Annotated in this window: 14 protein-coding genes; 9 read left to right on the forward strand and 5 right to left on the reverse strand. The window is 72.4% G+C overall.

Going from position 1 to position 15759, the window contains the following annotated elements; genetic code table 11:
- Positions 1 to 99: 99 nt before the first annotated feature.
- Complete coding sequence (locus tag CRV15_RS36330) at positions 100 to 507, reverse strand: pyridoxamine 5'-phosphate oxidase family protein (RefSeq protein ID WP_044972375.1); 408 nt, start codon at positions 505 to 507, stop codon at positions 100 to 102.
- A 275-nt stretch (positions 508 to 782) separates the two neighbouring features.
- On the opposite strand from CRV15_RS36330, the gene CRV15_RS19750 reads away from it, so the two are divergent.
- Positions 783 to 1598 (forward strand): arylamine N-acetyltransferase family protein, encoded by an 816-nt coding sequence (locus CRV15_RS19750; RefSeq protein WP_044972177.1) that lies wholly within the window; start codon positions 783 to 785, stop codon positions 1596 to 1598.
- A gap of 37 nt (positions 1599 to 1635) precedes the next feature.
- On the opposite strand, the gene CRV15_RS19755 is transcribed toward CRV15_RS19750, so the two are convergent.
- Complete coding sequence (locus CRV15_RS19755) at positions 1636 to 1881, reverse strand: hypothetical protein (RefSeq protein WP_003960433.1); 246 nt, start codon at positions 1879 to 1881, stop codon at positions 1636 to 1638.
- Between the two features lie 56 nt (positions 1882 to 1937).
- Between CRV15_RS19755 and holA the strand changes: the two genes are divergently transcribed.
- Positions 1938 to 2924 carry a DNA polymerase III subunit delta gene (gene holA, locus CRV15_RS19760; RefSeq protein WP_029182914.1) on the forward strand — a complete coding sequence of 329 codons (987 nt, stop codon included), beginning with the start codon at positions 1938 to 1940 and terminating at the stop codon, positions 2922 to 2924.
- Positions 2925 to 3473: 549 nt separating this feature from the next.
- Here the strand turns inward: holA and rpsT are convergent.
- Positions 3474 to 3740 carry a 30S ribosomal protein S20 gene (rpsT, locus tag CRV15_RS19765; RefSeq protein WP_003957755.1) on the reverse strand — a complete coding sequence of 89 codons (267 nt, stop codon included), beginning with the start codon at positions 3738 to 3740 and terminating at the stop codon, positions 3474 to 3476.
- Between the two features lie 213 nt (positions 3741 to 3953).
- Between rpsT and lepA the strand changes: the two genes are divergently transcribed.
- From lepA to hemW, 3 genes are all read left to right on the forward strand, one after another.
- Positions 3954 to 5822 (forward strand): translation elongation factor 4, encoded by a 1869-nt coding sequence (gene lepA, locus CRV15_RS19770; protein ID WP_003957754.1) that lies wholly within the window; start codon positions 3954 to 3956, stop codon positions 5820 to 5822.
- 343 nt (positions 5823 to 6165) lie between these two features.
- Positions 6166 to 8055, forward strand: coding sequence for an AMP-dependent synthetase/ligase (locus CRV15_RS19775; RefSeq protein WP_003957753.1), 1890 nt, complete (start codon positions 6166 to 6168; stop codon positions 8053 to 8055).
- Between the two features lie 90 nt (positions 8056 to 8145).
- Positions 8146 to 9378: a radical SAM family heme chaperone HemW gene (gene hemW, locus CRV15_RS19780; RefSeq protein ID WP_003960430.1), complete on the forward strand. Its 1233-nt coding sequence runs from the start codon at positions 8146 to 8148 to the stop codon at positions 9376 to 9378.
- A gap of 73 nt (positions 9379 to 9451) precedes the next feature.
- On the opposite strand, the gene CRV15_RS19785 is transcribed toward hemW, so the two are convergent.
- A complete protein-coding gene (locus CRV15_RS19785; RefSeq protein WP_003957751.1) occupies positions 9452 to 10276 on the reverse strand; it encodes a DUF3097 domain-containing protein in 825 nt (274 codons plus the stop codon).
- Between the two features lie 10 nt (positions 10277 to 10286).
- Positions 10287 to 11012, reverse strand: a complete 726-nt coding sequence (locus CRV15_RS19790) for an MBL fold metallo-hydrolase (protein WP_003957750.1) — start codon at positions 11010 to 11012, stop codon at positions 10287 to 10289.
- 175 nt (positions 11013 to 11187) lie between these two features.
- Here CRV15_RS19790 and hrcA point away from each other — a divergent pair, with 175 nt between their 5' ends.
- From hrcA to CRV15_RS19810, 4 genes are all read left to right on the forward strand, one after another.
- Complete coding sequence (gene hrcA / locus CRV15_RS19795) at positions 11188 to 12213, forward strand: heat-inducible transcriptional repressor HrcA (RefSeq protein WP_003957749.1); 1026 nt, start codon at positions 11188 to 11190, stop codon at positions 12211 to 12213.
- Positions 12214 to 13350, forward strand: a complete 1137-nt coding sequence (dnaJ, locus tag CRV15_RS19800; protein ID WP_003957748.1) for a molecular chaperone DnaJ — start codon at positions 12214 to 12216, stop codon at positions 13348 to 13350. It abuts the gene before it with no gap.
- A 281-nt stretch (positions 13351 to 13631) separates the two neighbouring features.
- Entirely contained in the window at positions 13632 to 14870 is a 1239-nt protein-coding gene (locus CRV15_RS19805) for a nitronate monooxygenase (RefSeq protein WP_009996173.1), read from the forward strand.
- A complete protein-coding gene (locus CRV15_RS19810; RefSeq protein ID WP_003960427.1) occupies positions 14867 to 15610 on the forward strand; it encodes a 16S rRNA (uracil(1498)-N(3))-methyltransferase in 744 nt (247 codons plus the stop codon). The genes CRV15_RS19805 and CRV15_RS19810 overlap by 4 nt, the downstream gene beginning before the upstream one ends.
- Positions 15611 to 15759: the final 149 nt, after the last annotated feature.

Here is a 15759-nt window from a genome sequence, read left to right on the forward strand (position 1 = left end):
CGAGGGGCCGCCGTGGACCGGAGCACGCGCCCGGCCGCCCCGGTGCCGGGACACGGCGGTCCGCCGCGTGCGGCCCTGGGGCGATCCGGGCGGCGCAGATCAGACCAGCCACCGTCCATCCCGCATCAGCTCCCGTCCGGCCTGTTCGTTCACCCCCCGCCATGCCTTCACGGCCTGCGGGGCGCAGCGGAGGAACACCCACGACGGGGTGGTGCGCGGGTCCCAGCCGTCGAAGCGCGCGGCGAAGGCGTCGCCGGAGTCCGCTTCCAGGGCCCCGCCCTCCACGACCCGGGCGGGGCCCTCGATCAGCACGACGTCACGAGTGTGGCCGAGAGTGACGACCATGGTCCCGGCGGGGGTCACGTTGCGGGCGGTCGGGTTGGTGCGCCGGGTGGCCATCAGCAGGGTGTCGCGGTCCCAGAGGAACCACAGGGGCACCAGGGTCGGCCTTCCGGCGGCGGACGCGGTGGCGACCCAGGCGTCGGTGTCGTCCGTGAGCCGCGCCAGGGTGTCCCGCTTGCGCTGCCCGGCCGCGCGGGCGGGCGGCGGGCCGGGCCGTTCGCCCCGGTCCGGCCCGGTGCTCCGGCCCCGGGCGGGGTCCCGCTCCGGCTGCTGGAGGTTCGTCGGCGTCGGTGCCGGTGTCGGCTGGGTCTCGTTCACGCCGCGTACCGTAGACGGCCCGCGGCCCTGCCCGCATCGGGCGGAGGATCTAGGACCGTCGGCGGCTGTTACCGGTCGGCAGACGCATGGCCCGTGATCGTCGTGGCGGTCAGACTGCTGCCATGGACGCCAGGGAAGCACCAGCCGACACCGTCGTATCCGTCATGGACGCCTATCTGCGCCGGATCGGAGCACGGCGACCGGAGCGGGCGGATCCCGCGGCGCTGCGCTCGCTCATGCTGTGCCATGTGCGGACGGTGCCGTTCGAGAATCTCTCCATCCATCTCCACGAGGACATCGTCCTGGAGGAGGACGCCCTGCTCGCGAAGATCGTCGACCGGGGGCGCGGCGGCTTCTGCTACGAACTCAACGGCGCCTTCGCGGCGTTGCTGCGGCATCTCGGGTTCACGGTGGCCCTGCTCCAGGCGCGTGCCTATGGCGGCGACGGCCGCCCCGGCATCCCCTATGACCATCTCGCGCTGCGCGTGGAGACCGAGGACGGCCGCCCCTGGCTGGTGGATGTGGGCTTCGGGGACAACTCCCACCAGCCGCTGGCCTGGGACGAGCGCGGGGACCAGAGGGACCCCGCGGGTGTCTTCCGGGTCGAGGCGGCAGGGGGCGGTGTGCTGGAGGTGTCCCGGGACGGCCGGCGCCAGTACCGGCTGGAGCCGGGGGCGCGGGAGCTGGCGGACTTCCGGGTGGGGGCCTGGTGGCACCGGACGTCCCCCGGGTCCCCCTTCACCCGGTCCCTGGTCTGTTCCCTGGTCACCACCGGGGGACGGGTCACCCTCAGCGGCCGGAAGCTGGTCGTCACCGCCGACGGGGAGCGGCACGAGGAGTTGCTGGCGGACGGGGCGGCCGTGCTGGCCGCCTACCGGGACCACTTCGGGCTGCGTCTGGACCGGCTGCCGCGCGATCCGCGCGGCGGGCGGGGCTGAGTACGCGGGTTCCGGCCGCCGGGGCGGGGGAGGGCCGTTACGAAGCCTCCAGCCAGCCGTCGAACTCCGCGGCGAAGTCGTCCAGGGCGTCGGGGTCCAGCCGTCCCCCGGGGTCCTCCACGACGACCAGCCACTGGGCGTCCTCGGCGTCGTCCTCACCGGCCAGCGAGTCCCGGACGAGCTGGGGCTCGTCGGTCACGCCGAAGCGGTCCGCCAGCTCCCGCGCCACCTCCTCGGCGGTGTCCCGGTCGGGCAGTACCAGTACATGACGTCCTTCGCTCATCCGTTCATTCTCCGGCACGGGCGGGAGTGTCAGTGGCCCGTGGGATGCTGGAGGCGATGGCCACCAGGAAGAACTCGACCGACGATCCGCTCGCCCCCGTCACTCTCGTCGTGGGCCAGGAGGATCTGCTACTCGACCGCGCGGTGCGGCAGGTGGTGGCGGCGGCGCGCGCCGCCGACGCCGACACGGACGTCCGGGACCTCACGGCCGACCAGCTCCAGCCCGGCACCCTCGCCGAGCTGACGAGCCCGTCGCTCTTCGCCGAGCGCAAGGTCGTCGTCGTCCGCAACGCCCAGGATCTGTCCGCCGACACGATCAAGGACATCAAGGGCTATCTCACCGCACCGGCGGAGGAGATCACCCTGGTCTTCGTCCACCCGGGCGGTGCGAAGGGCAAGGGGCTGCTGGACGCCGCCCGCAAGGCGGGGGCGCGGGAGGTCGCCTGTCCGAAGACGACGAAGCCCGCGGAGCGGCTGACGTTCGTGCGGGCGGAGTTCCGGACGCTGGGCCGGTCCGCGACACCGGAGGCGTGTCAGGCGCTCGTGGACGCGATCGGCAGCGATCTGCGGGAGTTGGCGAGCGCGGCCTCGCAGCTCACGGCCGATGTCGAGGGCACGATCGACGAGGCCGTCGTCGGGCGGTACTACACGGGCCGTGCCGAGGCGTCCAGTTTCACGGTCGCCGACCGCGCGGTGGAGGGCCGGGCGGCGGAGGCGCTGGAGGCGTTGCGGTGGTCGCTGGCCACCGGGGTGGCGCCGGTGCTGATCACCAGCGCGCTGGCGCAGGGAGTGCGGGCGATCGGGAAGCTGTCCGCCGCGCGGGGAGGACGGCCCGCCGATCTCGCCCGGGAACTGGGGATGCCCCCGTGGAAGATCGACCGGGTCCGGCAGCAGATGCGCGGCTGGACCCCGGACGGGGTCGCGGTCGCGCTCCGCGCGGTCGCCGAGGCCGACGCCGGGGTGAAGGGCGGGGGGGACGACCCCGAGTACGCCCTGGAGAAGGCGGTCGTGACCATCGCCCGCGCCGCCCGCTCCCGCCGCTGACCCGCCACCGCCCCGGCGGGCGGCGCGCCGCCCGCCCCTGGCTCGGCCCTTCTGGCTCGGCCCTTCTGGCTCCGCCCGCCGGGCTCCGGGCTCCGGGCTCCGGCCGCGCTCCGTCGGCCCGGGCTTCTGTCCGCCGGAGCCGTCCGTCCCGTCACCGATGCCGTCACCGATCCCGATCCCGGTGCCGGGGCGGGGACGGCGTCACGCTCCGGCTGTTCGGCCGTGGTCCGTCCGTCCGCGCGGGCCCGTCACGGTCGCCGGGCGGGCCGGTCGGCTGCCCCGGGCCTGGATATGCCGAGGCCCCGGACGCTTTCCGTCCGCCCTGGGGAAGGGCGGGGAGGGAAGCGGCCGGGGCCTCGGAACGTATTGCCGGGTGGGCTCGCACCCGCGTGGCGAACGCAGGTCCAAGTGCGAGCCCGGGGGATGCCGTACGGGGAGCGGATGAGAGAGGGCCCGCTCGGGTCCGTTCGGCGATCAAGTGGTCCGACGGATCGGCACCAGGGCCGCTGCCGGAAGTCCGGGGCCGGGCCCCGGAGCTACCGCGGAGGCTCAGCCCTGGAGGGAGGCAACCTTGGACGCCAGCGCCGACTTCTTGTTGGCGGCGGCGTTCTTGTGGATGACACCCTTCGAGACGGCCTTGTCGAGCTTGCGGGCGGCCTCGCGAGCGGCCACGGTGGCCTTCTCGAGGTCGCCGGAGGCGACGGCCTCGCGGGCCTTGCGGACCGCGGTCTTGAGCGAGGACTTGACGGCCTTGTTGCGCAGGCGCGCCTTCTCGTTCGTCTTGTTCCGCTTGATCTGGGACTTGATGTTCGCCACGAAAGAGCCTTTTCAGGTTCGAATGATCTCTGAGGTGTGTCCCGTGGGTCCTGGCATGCACCATGACACGAGACACAGCTGTCTACGCTACCAGCAGCTCTCCCGGCGGCCCAAACCGGTCGCAGTCCCGCACCCATGGGACGATGGAGGCTACGTATCGATCCGCCATCGCCCGAGACGAGACGCCCGGCGTCTCAAGAATCAGGACCCTGCGTGCCCGCGACTCCTCTCAACGTGCCCGAGCCGAGCCGTACCGACCCGGCGCTGATCCGCAATTTCTGCATCATCGCGCACATCGACCACGGCAAGTCGACGCTTGCCGACCGGATGCTCCAGCTCACCGGGGTGGTCGAGCAGCGGCAGATGCGCGCGCAGTACCTCGACCGGATGGACATCGAGCGTGAGCGCGGCATCACGATCAAGTCCCAGGCCGTCCGGCTGCCCTGGGCCCCCACCGAGGGCCCCGGCCAGGGCAGCACCCACATCCTGAACATGATCGACACCCCGGGGCACGTGGACTTCACCTATGAGGTCTCCCGTTCCCTGGCGGCCTGCGAAGGCACGGTCCTGCTGGTGGACGCGGCCCAGGGGATCGAGGCGCAGACCCTGGCCAACCTCTATCTGGCGATGGAGAACGACCTCACCATCGTTCCCGTCCTCAACAAGATCGACCTGCCGGCGGCCCAGCCGGAGAAGTTCGCCGAGGAACTGGCGAACCTGGTCGGCTGCGAGCCGGGCGATGTGCTCCGGGTCTCCGCGAAGACCGGTCTGGGAGTGGAGGCGCTGCTCGACCGCGTGGTCCGGGACGTCCCCGCCCCCGTCGGGGTCAAGGACGCGCCCGCCCGCGCCATGATCTTCGACTCGGTCTACGACTCCTACCGGGGCGTCGTGACCTATGTCCGGGTCGTCGACGGCACCCTCGGCAAGCGCGAGCGCATCCGGATGATGTCCACCGGGGCCACGCACGAGCTGCTGGAGATCGGCACCAACTCGCCCGAGATGCTGTCCGCCGACGGTCTGGGCGTGGGCGAGGTGGGCTACCTGATCACCGGTGTGAAGGATGTCCGCCAGTCCAAGGTCGGCGACACCATCACCCAGCAGAACAAGGGCGCCACCGAGGCACTGGGCGGCTACAAGGACCCCAAGCCGATGGTGTTCTCCGGCCTCTACCCGCTGGACGGCTCGGACTACCCCGAGCTGCGCGACGCCCTCGACAAGCTCCAGCTCAACGATGCCGCGCTGGTGTACGAGCCGGAGACCTCGGCGGCCCTCGGCTTCGGTTTCCGCGTCGGCTTCCTCGGTCTGCTGCACCTGGATGTGATCCGGGAGCGGCTGGAGCGCGAGTTCGGCCTCGATCTGATCGCCACGGCCCCCAATGTGGTCTACCGCGTGATCATGGAGGACGGCGTCGAGCACACGGTCACCAACCCGAGCGAGTTCCCCGAGGGGAAGATCGCGGAGGTGTACGAGCCGGTGGTCCGCGCCACCGTCCTCGCGCCCACCGAGTTCATCGGCTCGATCATGGAGCTGTGCCAGAACCGCCGGGGCACCCTGCTCGGCATGGACTACCTCTCCGAGGACCGGGTGGAGATCCGCTACACCCTGCCCCTCGCCGAGATCGTCTTCGACTTCTTCGACCAGCTGAAGTCGAAGACCCGGGGATACGCCTCGCTCGACTACGAGCCCACGGGCGAGCAGTCCGCCCACCTCGTGAAGGTGGACATCCTGCTCCACGGCGACAAGGTCGACGCCTTCTCAGCGATCACCCACCGTGACCAGGCGTACGCCTACGGGGTGCGGCTCGTCGCCAAGCTGAAGGAGCTGATCCCGCGGCAGGCGTTCGAGGTGCCGGTGCAGGCGGCCATCGGCTCCCGGGTCATCGCCCGGGAGACCATCCGCGCCATCCGCAAGGACGTCCTCGCCAAGTGCTACGGCGGTGACATCTCCCGTAAGCGGAAGCTGCTGGAGAAGCAGAAGGAAGGCAAGAAGCGGATGAAGATGGTCGGCAGCGTGGAGGTGCCGCAGGAAGCCTTCATCGCGGTGCTGTCCAGCGACGAGAGCGGCGGCAAGACCAAGAAGTAGCACGGCAGGACCGAGAAGCAGGACCAAGAACAGGACCGAGAAGCAGGACCTGGGACAGGACCAGGAGCAGGACCAGGAAGTGGGCGGGAGGCCGGGCCCCGGATCATCCGGGGCCCGGTGCCGCGGGGCCCTTCGGGGCCTGCCCGGAAACCACTCCCCGCGGTGGAGCGGCCCTGAAGCGGCGGGGAAGCGGTGGGGAAGCGTTTTGAAGCGGTTTTGAAGCGAGGGACCGTAGACCCTTACGCACCGGGACAGGGCGCTCTACCCTGATCACGGCTCGATGGTTACTCGCCAGTTATAAACCAGCCCGTCGTGCAGTGCTGCCGCAGGCCCGGAGGACGTCGTGAGCGACACACAGACCCTGATCGAGAACCGGCCGCCCTCCGTGGCGGTCCTCTTCGCCGAGCGCGTGGCGGCCACTCCGGACGCCGAGGCGTTCCGCTACCCGGTGCCGTCCGCGTCGGGCCAGGGCCCTGACGAGTGGAAGTCGCTGAGCTGGAGCGAGGCCGCCGAGCGGGTGCACGCCGTCGCGGCGGGGCTCATCGGCCTCGGCGTCGAGCCCGAGGACCGTGTCGCGCTGGCCTCCGCCACCCGGATCGAGTGGATTCTCGCCGACCTCGGGGTGATGTGCGCGGGCGGCGCCACGACGACGATCTACCCGTCCACCAACGCCGAGGAGTCGGCGTACATCCTCGCGGACTCCGAGAGCCGGGTCCTCATCGCGGAGGACGCCGTACAGCTCGCCAAGGCGCGGGAGCGCCGCGCCGAGCTGCCGGGGCTGCGGCATGTCGTCGTCATCGACGCCACGGGCGTCGAGCCGGACGCGGCCGACCCCGAGGGATGGGTGCTCACCCTGGCCGAGCTGGAGGCGCGCGGCGCCGCGTACCTCGCGGCCACCCCCGGAGCGGTCAAGGAGCGCGTCGGGGCGATCACCTCCGACCAGCTCGCGACCCTGATCTACACCTCGGGCACCACCGGCCGTCCCAAGGGTGTCCGCCTGCCGCACGACAACTGGTCGTACATGGCGCGGGCGATCGGGGCCTCCGGCCTGGTCAACGCGGACGATGTGCAGTACCTCTGGCTGCCGCTCGCGCATGTCTTCGGCAAGGTGCTGACCTCCGGCCAGATCGAGGTCGGTCATGTCACCGCCGTCGACGGCCGCATCGACAAGATCATCGACAATCTGCCGGTGGTCCAGCCGACCTATATGGCGGCCGTGCCGCGGATCTTCGAGAAGGTCTACAACGGCGTCGCCGCCAAGGCGCGCGCCGGAGGACCCGCCAAGTACAAGATCTTCCGCTGGGCCGCCGAGGTCGCGCGCGAGTACGCCAAGGCCGGCCAGGACAACTTCCGCCGGACGGGCACCCGCTCCGTCCCGTTCGCGCTGAGCGCCAAGCACAAGGTCGCCGACGCGCTCGTCTACTCCAAGCTGCGCGAGGCGTTCGGCGGCAGGCTGCGCGCCGCCGTCTCCGGCTCCGCCGCGCTCTCGCCGGAGATCGGCTACTTCTTCGCGGGCGCCGGAATCCACATCCTGGAGGGGTACGGGCTGACCGAGTCGAGCGCCGCCTCCTTCGTCAACCCGGGCGAGGCCTACCGCACCGGCACGGTCGGCAAACCCCTGCCCGGCACGGAGGTGCGGATCGCCGACGACGGCGAGATCCTGCTGCGCGGCCCGGGCATCATGCAGGGCTACCACGGGCAGCCCGAGAAGACCGCCGAGGTGCTGGAGCCGGACGGCTGGCTGCACACCGGCGACATCGGTGAACTCTCCACCGACGGCTATCTGCGGATCACCGACCGCAAGAAGGACCTGATCAAGACCTCCGGCGGCAAGTACATCGCCCCGACGGAGATCGAGATCCAGTTCAAGGCCGCCTGCCCCTTCGTCTCGAACATCGTGGTCATCGGCGCGGACCGGAACTTCTGCACCGCGCTGATCGCGCTCGACGAGCCCACGGTGCTCGGCTGGGCGAAGGAGAACGGGCTCGACGGCCGCTCCTACGCCGAGGTGGTGGCGGCGCCCGCCACCCGGGAGCTGATCCAGGGCTACGCGGCCCGGGTGAACGAGGGGCTCCAGCGCTGGCAGACGATCAAGAAGTTCCGGCTGCTGCCCCGGGACCTCGACGTGGAGCACGGCGACCTCACCCCGAGCCTCAAGCTGAAGCGCCCGGCGGTCGAGCGTGAGTTCCAGCACCTGATCGACGAGATGTACCAGGGCGCCCGGGAGAGCTGACGGCCTCCCGCCGCCCCCGCGGACCGCGCTGATCCGCCCCGGCCGCCCGGCCGGGGCGGGGGCACGGGCCGGGTGACGGACAATGGGGGCATGCCTTCCGTACTGCCCGACGGTGAGCCCATGCCCCCGGACGGGTCGCTCCCGGCCGCCGCGCTCGACGGCGCCGCCGACCGGCCGCTCGCCTTCTATCTGCACGTGCCGTACTGCGCCACCCGCTGCGGCTACTGCGACTTCAATACCTACACCGCCAGTGAGCTGCGCGGTTCCGGTGGTGTGCTCGCCTCCCGGGACAACTACGCGGCGACGGTCGCGGAGGAGGTCCGCCACGCCCGTACGGTGCTCGGCGACGACCCCCGCCCGGTGCGCACGGTCTTCGTCGGCGGCGGTACGCCCACCCTGCTGCCCGCGCGGGACCTGGTGGCGATGGTGGAGACCGTCCGGAAGGAGTTCGGCCTCGCCGAGGACGCGGAGATCACCACCGAGGCCAATCCGGAGTCCGTCGGTCCGGAGTATCTGGAGGAGCTGCGGGCCGGGGGCTTCAACCGGATCTCGTTCGGGATGCAGAGCGCCCGGCGGCATGTCCTGAAGGTGCTCGACCGCACCCACACCCCCGGCAGGCCCGAAGCCTGCGTGGCCGAGGCGCGTGCGGCGGGCTTCGGCCATGTGAACCTGGACCTGATCTACGGCACCCCCGGCGAGAGCGACGAGGACTGGCGCGCGTCCCTGACGGCGGCGGTCGGCGCGGGCCCCGACCACATCTCCGCGTACGCCCTGATCGTGGAGGAGGGCACCCAGCTCGCGCGGCGCATCCGCCGGGGCGAGGTGCCGATGACCGACGACGACGTGCACGCCGACCGCTATCTGATCGCCGAATCCGTCCTCGCGGAAGCGGGCTACTCCTGGTACGAGGTGTCCAACTGGGCCACCTCCGAGGCCGGGCGCTGCCTCCACAACGAGCTGTACTGGCGGGGCGCGGACTGGTGGGGCGCGGGACCCGGGGCCCACAGCCATGTCGGCGGGGTGCGCTGGTGGAACGTGAAACACCCGGGCGCCTATGCCGCCGCGCTCGCCGAGGGCCGGTCGCCGGGCGCGGGCCGGGAGCTGCTGTCGGACGAGGACCGCCGGGTCGAACGGGTCCTGCTGGAGCTGCGGCTCGTCGACGGGGTGCCGCTGTCGCTGCTGCGGCCCGCCGGGCTCGAAGCGGCGCGCCGCGCGCTCGCCGACGGACTGCTCGAAGCGTCCGCGTACGACGGGGGACGTGCCGTGCTCACCCTGAGGGGGCGCCTGCTGGCGGACGCGGTGGTACGCGACCTCGTCGACTGAGCCCCGGCCGTTCTCCTGCCCACCGGGGGCCGGCCGTTCCCCGTCCACCGGGGGGGGGGGGCGCCCGGCCCCGTCAGCCGTTCCCGTCCCCCGGGGGCGCGGTCACGAAGTCGATCAGCTCCTCCACCCGTCCCAGCAGCGCGGGCTCCAGGTCCCTGTACGAGTGGACCCGCGACAGGATGTGCTGCCAGGCCGCGCCTGTCCGCTCGGGCCAGCCCAGGGCCCGGCAGACGCCCGTCTTCCAGTCCTGGCCGCGCGGGACCGCCGGCCAGGCACCGATGCCCAGCGAGGACGGCTTCACCGCCGCCCAGACGTCGATGTAGGGGTGCCCCACGACCAGGACGTCCGGCCCCGTCACCGACGCGGCGATCCGGGACTCCTTGGACCCCGGCACCAGATGGTCCACGAGCACCCCCAGCCGGGCGTCGGGCCCCGGCGCGAACTCCGCGACCACGGCGGGCAGGTCGTCGACGCCCTCCAGATACTCGACGACCACCCCCTCGATCCGCAGATCGTCGCCCCAGACCCGTTCGACCAGCTCGGCGTCGTGGCGGCCCTCGACATAGATACGGCCCGCCCGCGCCACCCTGGCCCGTGTCCCGGGGACGGCCACCGAGCCCGACGCGGTGCGCGCCGGGGCGGCGGGCGACCGTGCCGGGCGGACCAGGGTGACGACGCTCCCCTCCAGCAGAAAGCCCCGCGGGGCGAGCGGGAAGACCCGCCGCTTGCCGAAGCGGTCCTCCAGGGTCACCGTCCCGGCCTCGCAGCCGATCACCGCCCCGCAGTACCCGGTGGCCACCTCCTCCACCACGAGATCGGGTTCGGCGGGCACCTCGGGGACGGCCTGGCGGCCGGGCCGCTTCCACGGGGGCGTCAGATCGGGGCTGTAGCTGCGCATCCGGCCGACGCTACGACACCGCGAACCGCTCCGCCAGCGCCGCGCGCTGGGCCCGGACGAAGGCCGCGTCCACCACCGCGCCGTGCCCGGGGACATAGGCCGCGTCCTCGCCGCCCAGCGCCAGCAGCCGGTCCAGCGCGGCGGGCCAGCGCGCGCCGATGGCGTCCGGACCGGCCTGCGGCTCGCCGGACTCCTCCACCAGATCGCCGCAGAACACCACCTCGGGCTCGCCCGGCACCAGCACGGCGAGATCGTGGCCGGTGTGCCCGGGACCCACGTTCGCGAGCAGCACCCGCCGTCCGCCCCCCAGGTCCAGCATCCGTTCCCCGGTGACCAGGTGGCCCGGCGCCACCAGCAGCTCCGCGGAGCGCGCCGCCTCCGCGCCGTCCACGCCGTGGCGCACGGCGTCCGACCGCAGCTCCTCCCGTTCGCGCCGCAGCAGGGCGTCCAGGCCCACGGCGCCGAAGACCTCCGCCCCCGGGAACGCGGCGGTGCCCATCACATGGTCGAAATGGGGATGGCTCAGTGCGATATGTGTCACGTGCCTCCCCGCGAGCAGGGTCTCCACCTGGACCCTCAGCTCCGTGCCCTCGGTGAGGGTGGAGCCCGTGTCGTACAGGAGGACGCCCTCCGTGCCGACGATCAATCCACAGGTCGCGTCCCAGCCGGGGAGCCTGCGCCGTCCCACCCCCGCGGCCAGCCGCTCCCAGCCGAGGTCTTCCCAACTCACGTTCATACCGCGACGCTACTGGCAACGACCAGCGCGGGCGCGCGGTAGCGTGGTCGGTCGCCCTTGCTAGGGGTGTACCCCACGGCCGTACACTGGCACGGGGAAAACTGGCACTCGCCACCTGTGAGTGCCAGACAGTGACCGAAGCACGACCGAGGGAACACCACTGGAGGTGCGCGCGATGCTCAGTGAACGCAGGCTCGAAGTGTTGCGTGCCATCGTCCAGGACTATGTGGGCACGGAGGAGCCGGTGGGCTCCAAGGCGCTCACCGAGCGTCATCAGCTCGGGGTCTCCCCGGCGACCGTGCGCAACGACATGGCCGTTCTGGAGGACGAGGGCTTCATCGCCCAGCCCCACACCAGCGCGGGACGGATCCCCACGGACAAGGGCTACCGCCTGTTCGTGGACAAGCTCGCCGGGGTCAAGCCGCTGTCGGCGGCCGAGCGCCGGGCGATCCAGAGCTTCCTCGACGGCGCCGTGGACCTCGACGACGTCGTGGGCCGTACGGTGCGGCTGCTGGCGCAGCTCACCCGTCAGGTCGCGGTCGTGCAGTACCCCTCGCTCACCCGTTCCACCGTCCGGCATGTGGAGCTGCTGTCCCTGGCTCCCGCGCGGCTGATGCTGGTACTGATCACGGACACCGGACGGGTCGAGCAGCGCCTGGTCGACTGCCCGGCGCCGGTCGGGGAGAATCTCCTCGCCGATCTGCGGGCGCGGCTCAACAGCCGGGTCGTGGGCCGTCGCTTCACGGACGTGCCCCATCTGGTGCAGGACCTCGGCGACTCCTTCGAGCCCGAGGACCGGGGGGCCGTCTCCACCGTTCTCTCCACTCTGCTGGAGACCCTGGTGGAGGAGAAGGAGGAGCGGCTGATGATCGGCGGCACGGCGAACCTCACCCGTTTCGGTCATGACTTCCCGCTGACGATCCGGCCCGTCCTGGAGGCGCTGGAGGAGCATGTGGTGCTGCTCAAGCTGCTCGGAGAGGCCAAGGAGTCGGGCGGTATGGGCATGACCGTCCGCATTGGTCACGAGAACGCCCATGAAGGGCTCAACGCAACGTCCGTGGTCTCGGTCGGCTACGGTTCGGGCGACGAGGCAGTCGCCAAACTCGGCGTGGTCGGACCGACCCGCATGGACTACCCCGGAACGATGGGAGCAGTACGCGCAGTGGCACGTTACGTCGGACAGATCCTGGCGGAGTCGTAAGTGGCCACGGACTACTACGCCGTACTCGGCGTGCGCCGCGACGCTTCCCAGGACGAGATCAAGAAGGCATTCCGGCGGCTCGCCCGCGAGCTGCACCCGGATGTCAACCCCGATCCGAAGACCCAGGAGCGGTTCAAGGAGATCAACGCCGCCTACGAGGTGCTGTCGGACCCGCAGAAGAAGCAGGTCTACGACCTCGGCGGCGATCCGCTCTCCCAGTCGGGCGGTGCGGGCGCGGGTGGCTTCGGCGCCGGTGGCTTCGGGAACTTCTCGGACATCATGGACGCGTTCTTCGGAACGGCGTCGCAGCGGGGACCGCGCTCGCGGACCCGGCGCGGCCAGGACGCGATGATCCGGCTGGAGATCGAGCTCAACGAGGCGGCCTTCGGCACCACCAAGGACATCCAGGTCGACACGGCCGTCGTCTGCACCACCTGCTCGGGTGAGGGCGCGGCGCCGGGCACCTCGGCGCAGACCTGTGACATGTGCCGGGGCCGTGGTGAGGTCTCGCAGGTCACACGGTCCTTCCTGGGCCAGGTCATGACCTCCCGCCCCTGCCCCCAGTGCCAGGGCTTCGGGACCGTAGTCCCGACGCCGTGCCCGGAGTGCGCGGGTGACGGACGGGTCCGCTCGCGCCGCACACTGACGGTGAAGATCCCGGCGGGTGTCGACAACGGCACCCGGATCCAGCTCGCGGGAGAGGGCGAGGTCGGCCCCGGCGGCGGCCCGGCCGGTGATCTCTATGTCGAGATCCATGAGCTGCCCCACCCGGTCTTCCAGCGGCGCGGCGACGATCTCCACTGCACGGTGACGATCCCGATGACAGCGGGCGCGCTCGGGACGAAGGTGCCGCTGGAGACCCTGGACGGGCTGGAGGAGGTCGACATCCGGCCGGGCACCCAGTCCGGGCAGTCGATCCCGCTGCACGGCCGGGGCGTCACCCATCTGCGGGGCGGCGGACGCGGCGATCTGATCGTCCATGTCGAGGTCATGACCCCGACCAAGCTGGACACCGAGCAGGAGCGGCTGCTGCGCGAGCTGGCGAAGCTGCGGGGCGAGGAGCGCCCGATGGGGCAGTTCCAGCCCGGGCAGCAGGGGTTGTTCTCCCGGCTGAAGGACGCGTTCAACGGCCGTTAGCCACCAGGCGCGGGACGGGCTCCGACGCCCGTACCCCCGTGTCGATGGGGCCGTCGCTCCGGAACCTCCGGAACGGCGGCCCCGCCGCTTTCCCCGGACCCCTTCGGAACGGCGGCCCCGCCGCTTTCCCCGGACCCCTTCGGAACGGCGGTCCCGCCGCGTTCTCTGTGTTCTTTGCGTTCTCTGCGTTCTTCGGCCCCGGTTTCCGCGCGGTCGCACCGGGACGCGTGCCCGGGGGCGCCCGGTTCGGTGGTGTGCGAGCGGCATGCGACGATGCAGGCATGTCCTCCGTACTGACCGATCTCTCCAGGTATCCGATCGTGCAGGCCCCCATGGCCGGCGGGGCCTCGTGCCCGCAGCTCGCCGCCGCCGTCGGCGAGGCGGGCGGGCTCGGGTTCCTCGCCGCCGGATACAAGACGGCGGGCGGGATGTACCAGGAGATCAAGCAGATCCGGGGACTGACGGACCGTCCCTTCGGCGTCAATCTCTTCATGCCGCAGCCCGCGACCGCCGATCCGAGCGCCGTGGAGGTCTACAGCCAGCAGCTCGCCGGTGAGGTCTCCTGGTACGAGACCCCGCTCGGCGATCCCGAGTCCGGCGGCGACGACGGGTACGAGGCGAAACTGGCCATTCTCCGCGACGACCCTGTGCCCGTGGTCTCGTTCACCTTCGGGTGTCCCGAGCCCGAGGTACTGGCGTCCTTCGCGCGGGCCGGGACGGCCACCGTGGTCACCGTGACCACCCCCGACGAGGCGCTGGCGGCCGAGCGTGCCGGGGCCGACGCCCTGTGTGTGCAGGGTGTCGAGGCGGGCGGCCACCAGGGCACCCACCGGGACGACCCCGCGACGGACGGCGCCGGGATCGGGCTGCTCACCCTGATCACGCTGATCCGGGAGGCGGTCCGGCTGCCCGTGATCGCCACCGGTGGGCTGATGCGGGGCGACCAGATCGCCGCCGTGCTCGCGGCCGGGGCGAGCGCCGCGCAGCTCGGCACCGCCTTCCTCGTCTGCCCCGAGTCGGGCGCCCACACCCTGCACAAGCAGGCGATGACCGATCCGCTCTTCGTCCGGACGGAGCTGACCCGGGCGTTCTCGGGGCGGCCCGCGCGGGGCCTGGTCAACCGGTTCATGCGGGAGCACGGGCCGTACGCGCCCGCCGCCTACCCGCAGGTGCACCATCTGACGAGCGGTCTGCGGAAGGCCGCCGCCAAGGTGGGCGACGCGCAGGGCATGTCGCTGTGGGCCGGGCAGGGGCACCGGCTGGCGCGCGAGCTGCCCGCCGGGGAACTGGTGGAGGCGCTGGCCGCCGAGCTGGCCGCGGCGCGGGCGGAGTTCGCCCCCGCCGCCCGTGCTGTCGCAGAGGGCCCTGCCGCTCCCGGCGGCCCCGGAGCCGCCGGGGACACGGCGGCCGGGACCGCCGCGCCGGGCGCCGCGCGGGCACCGGGGGAGCCCCCGGAGCCCCGGAGGCCCGGCCGGGCCCCCGAGGCTCCGTCCACCCGGCTGCCGGGGGTCCCGTCATGACCGCCCCCGTCTTCGTCGTCGGCTCCCTGGACGGTGCCGCTCCCGGCACCCCGTTCACCCTCGACGGCCCCGAGGGCCGCCACGCCGTCTCCGTCCGCAGGCTCACCAGCGGCGAGGAGATCGTCCTCACGGACGGGCAGGGCCGGGGCGCCGCCGGTGCGGTGCTGCGGACCGAGGGCAAGGACACCCTGGTCGTGGAGGTGCGCGAGCTGCGCGACGAGCCCGCGCCCCGGCCCCGGATCACCGTCGTCCAGGCGCTCCCCAAGGGCGACCGGGGCGAACTCGCCGTCGAGACCATGACGGAGACCGGTGTCGACACGATCGTGCCCTGGTCCGCCGCCCGCTGCATCACCCAGTGGCGGGGGGAACGGGGCGCCAAGTCCCTCGCCAAGTGGCGGGCCACCGCCCGCGAGGCGGGCAAGCAGTCCCGGCGGCTCCGCTTCCCCGAGGTCGCCGACGCGGCGACCACGAAGCAGGTCGCCGCGCTGCTCGCGGAGGCCGACTTCGCCGCCGTGCTGCACGAGGAGGGCGCCGAGGCGCTGGCCACCGCCGAACTCCCCGCCGAGGGCTCGATCGTGCTGGTGGTCGGCCCCGAAGGGGGCGTGTCGCCGGAGGAGTTGGACGCCTTCGCCGCGGCCGGGGCGCGCCCGTTCCGGCTGGGCCACAGTGTGCTGCGGACCTCCACGGCGGGCACGGCGGGCGTCGCCCTGCTGCTGGGCCGCACCGGCCGCTGGTCGTAGCCCCGCGCCGGACGCCGCCGACCGCCCCCGGACCGTCCCCGGCCGCGATCGGGGGACCGTCCGGGGCGGGCGCCGTTCCCGTCCCGGCTCCTCACCGGGGTGCTCGCGGGGCGCGCGGCCGGGGTGGTCGCCGGAAATGGCCGAAAATA

Origin of the sequence: Streptomyces clavuligerus, from assembly GCF_005519465.1 — a bacterium.
Lineage (GTDB): Bacteria > Actinomycetota > Actinomycetes > Streptomycetales > Streptomycetaceae > Streptomyces > Streptomyces clavuligerus.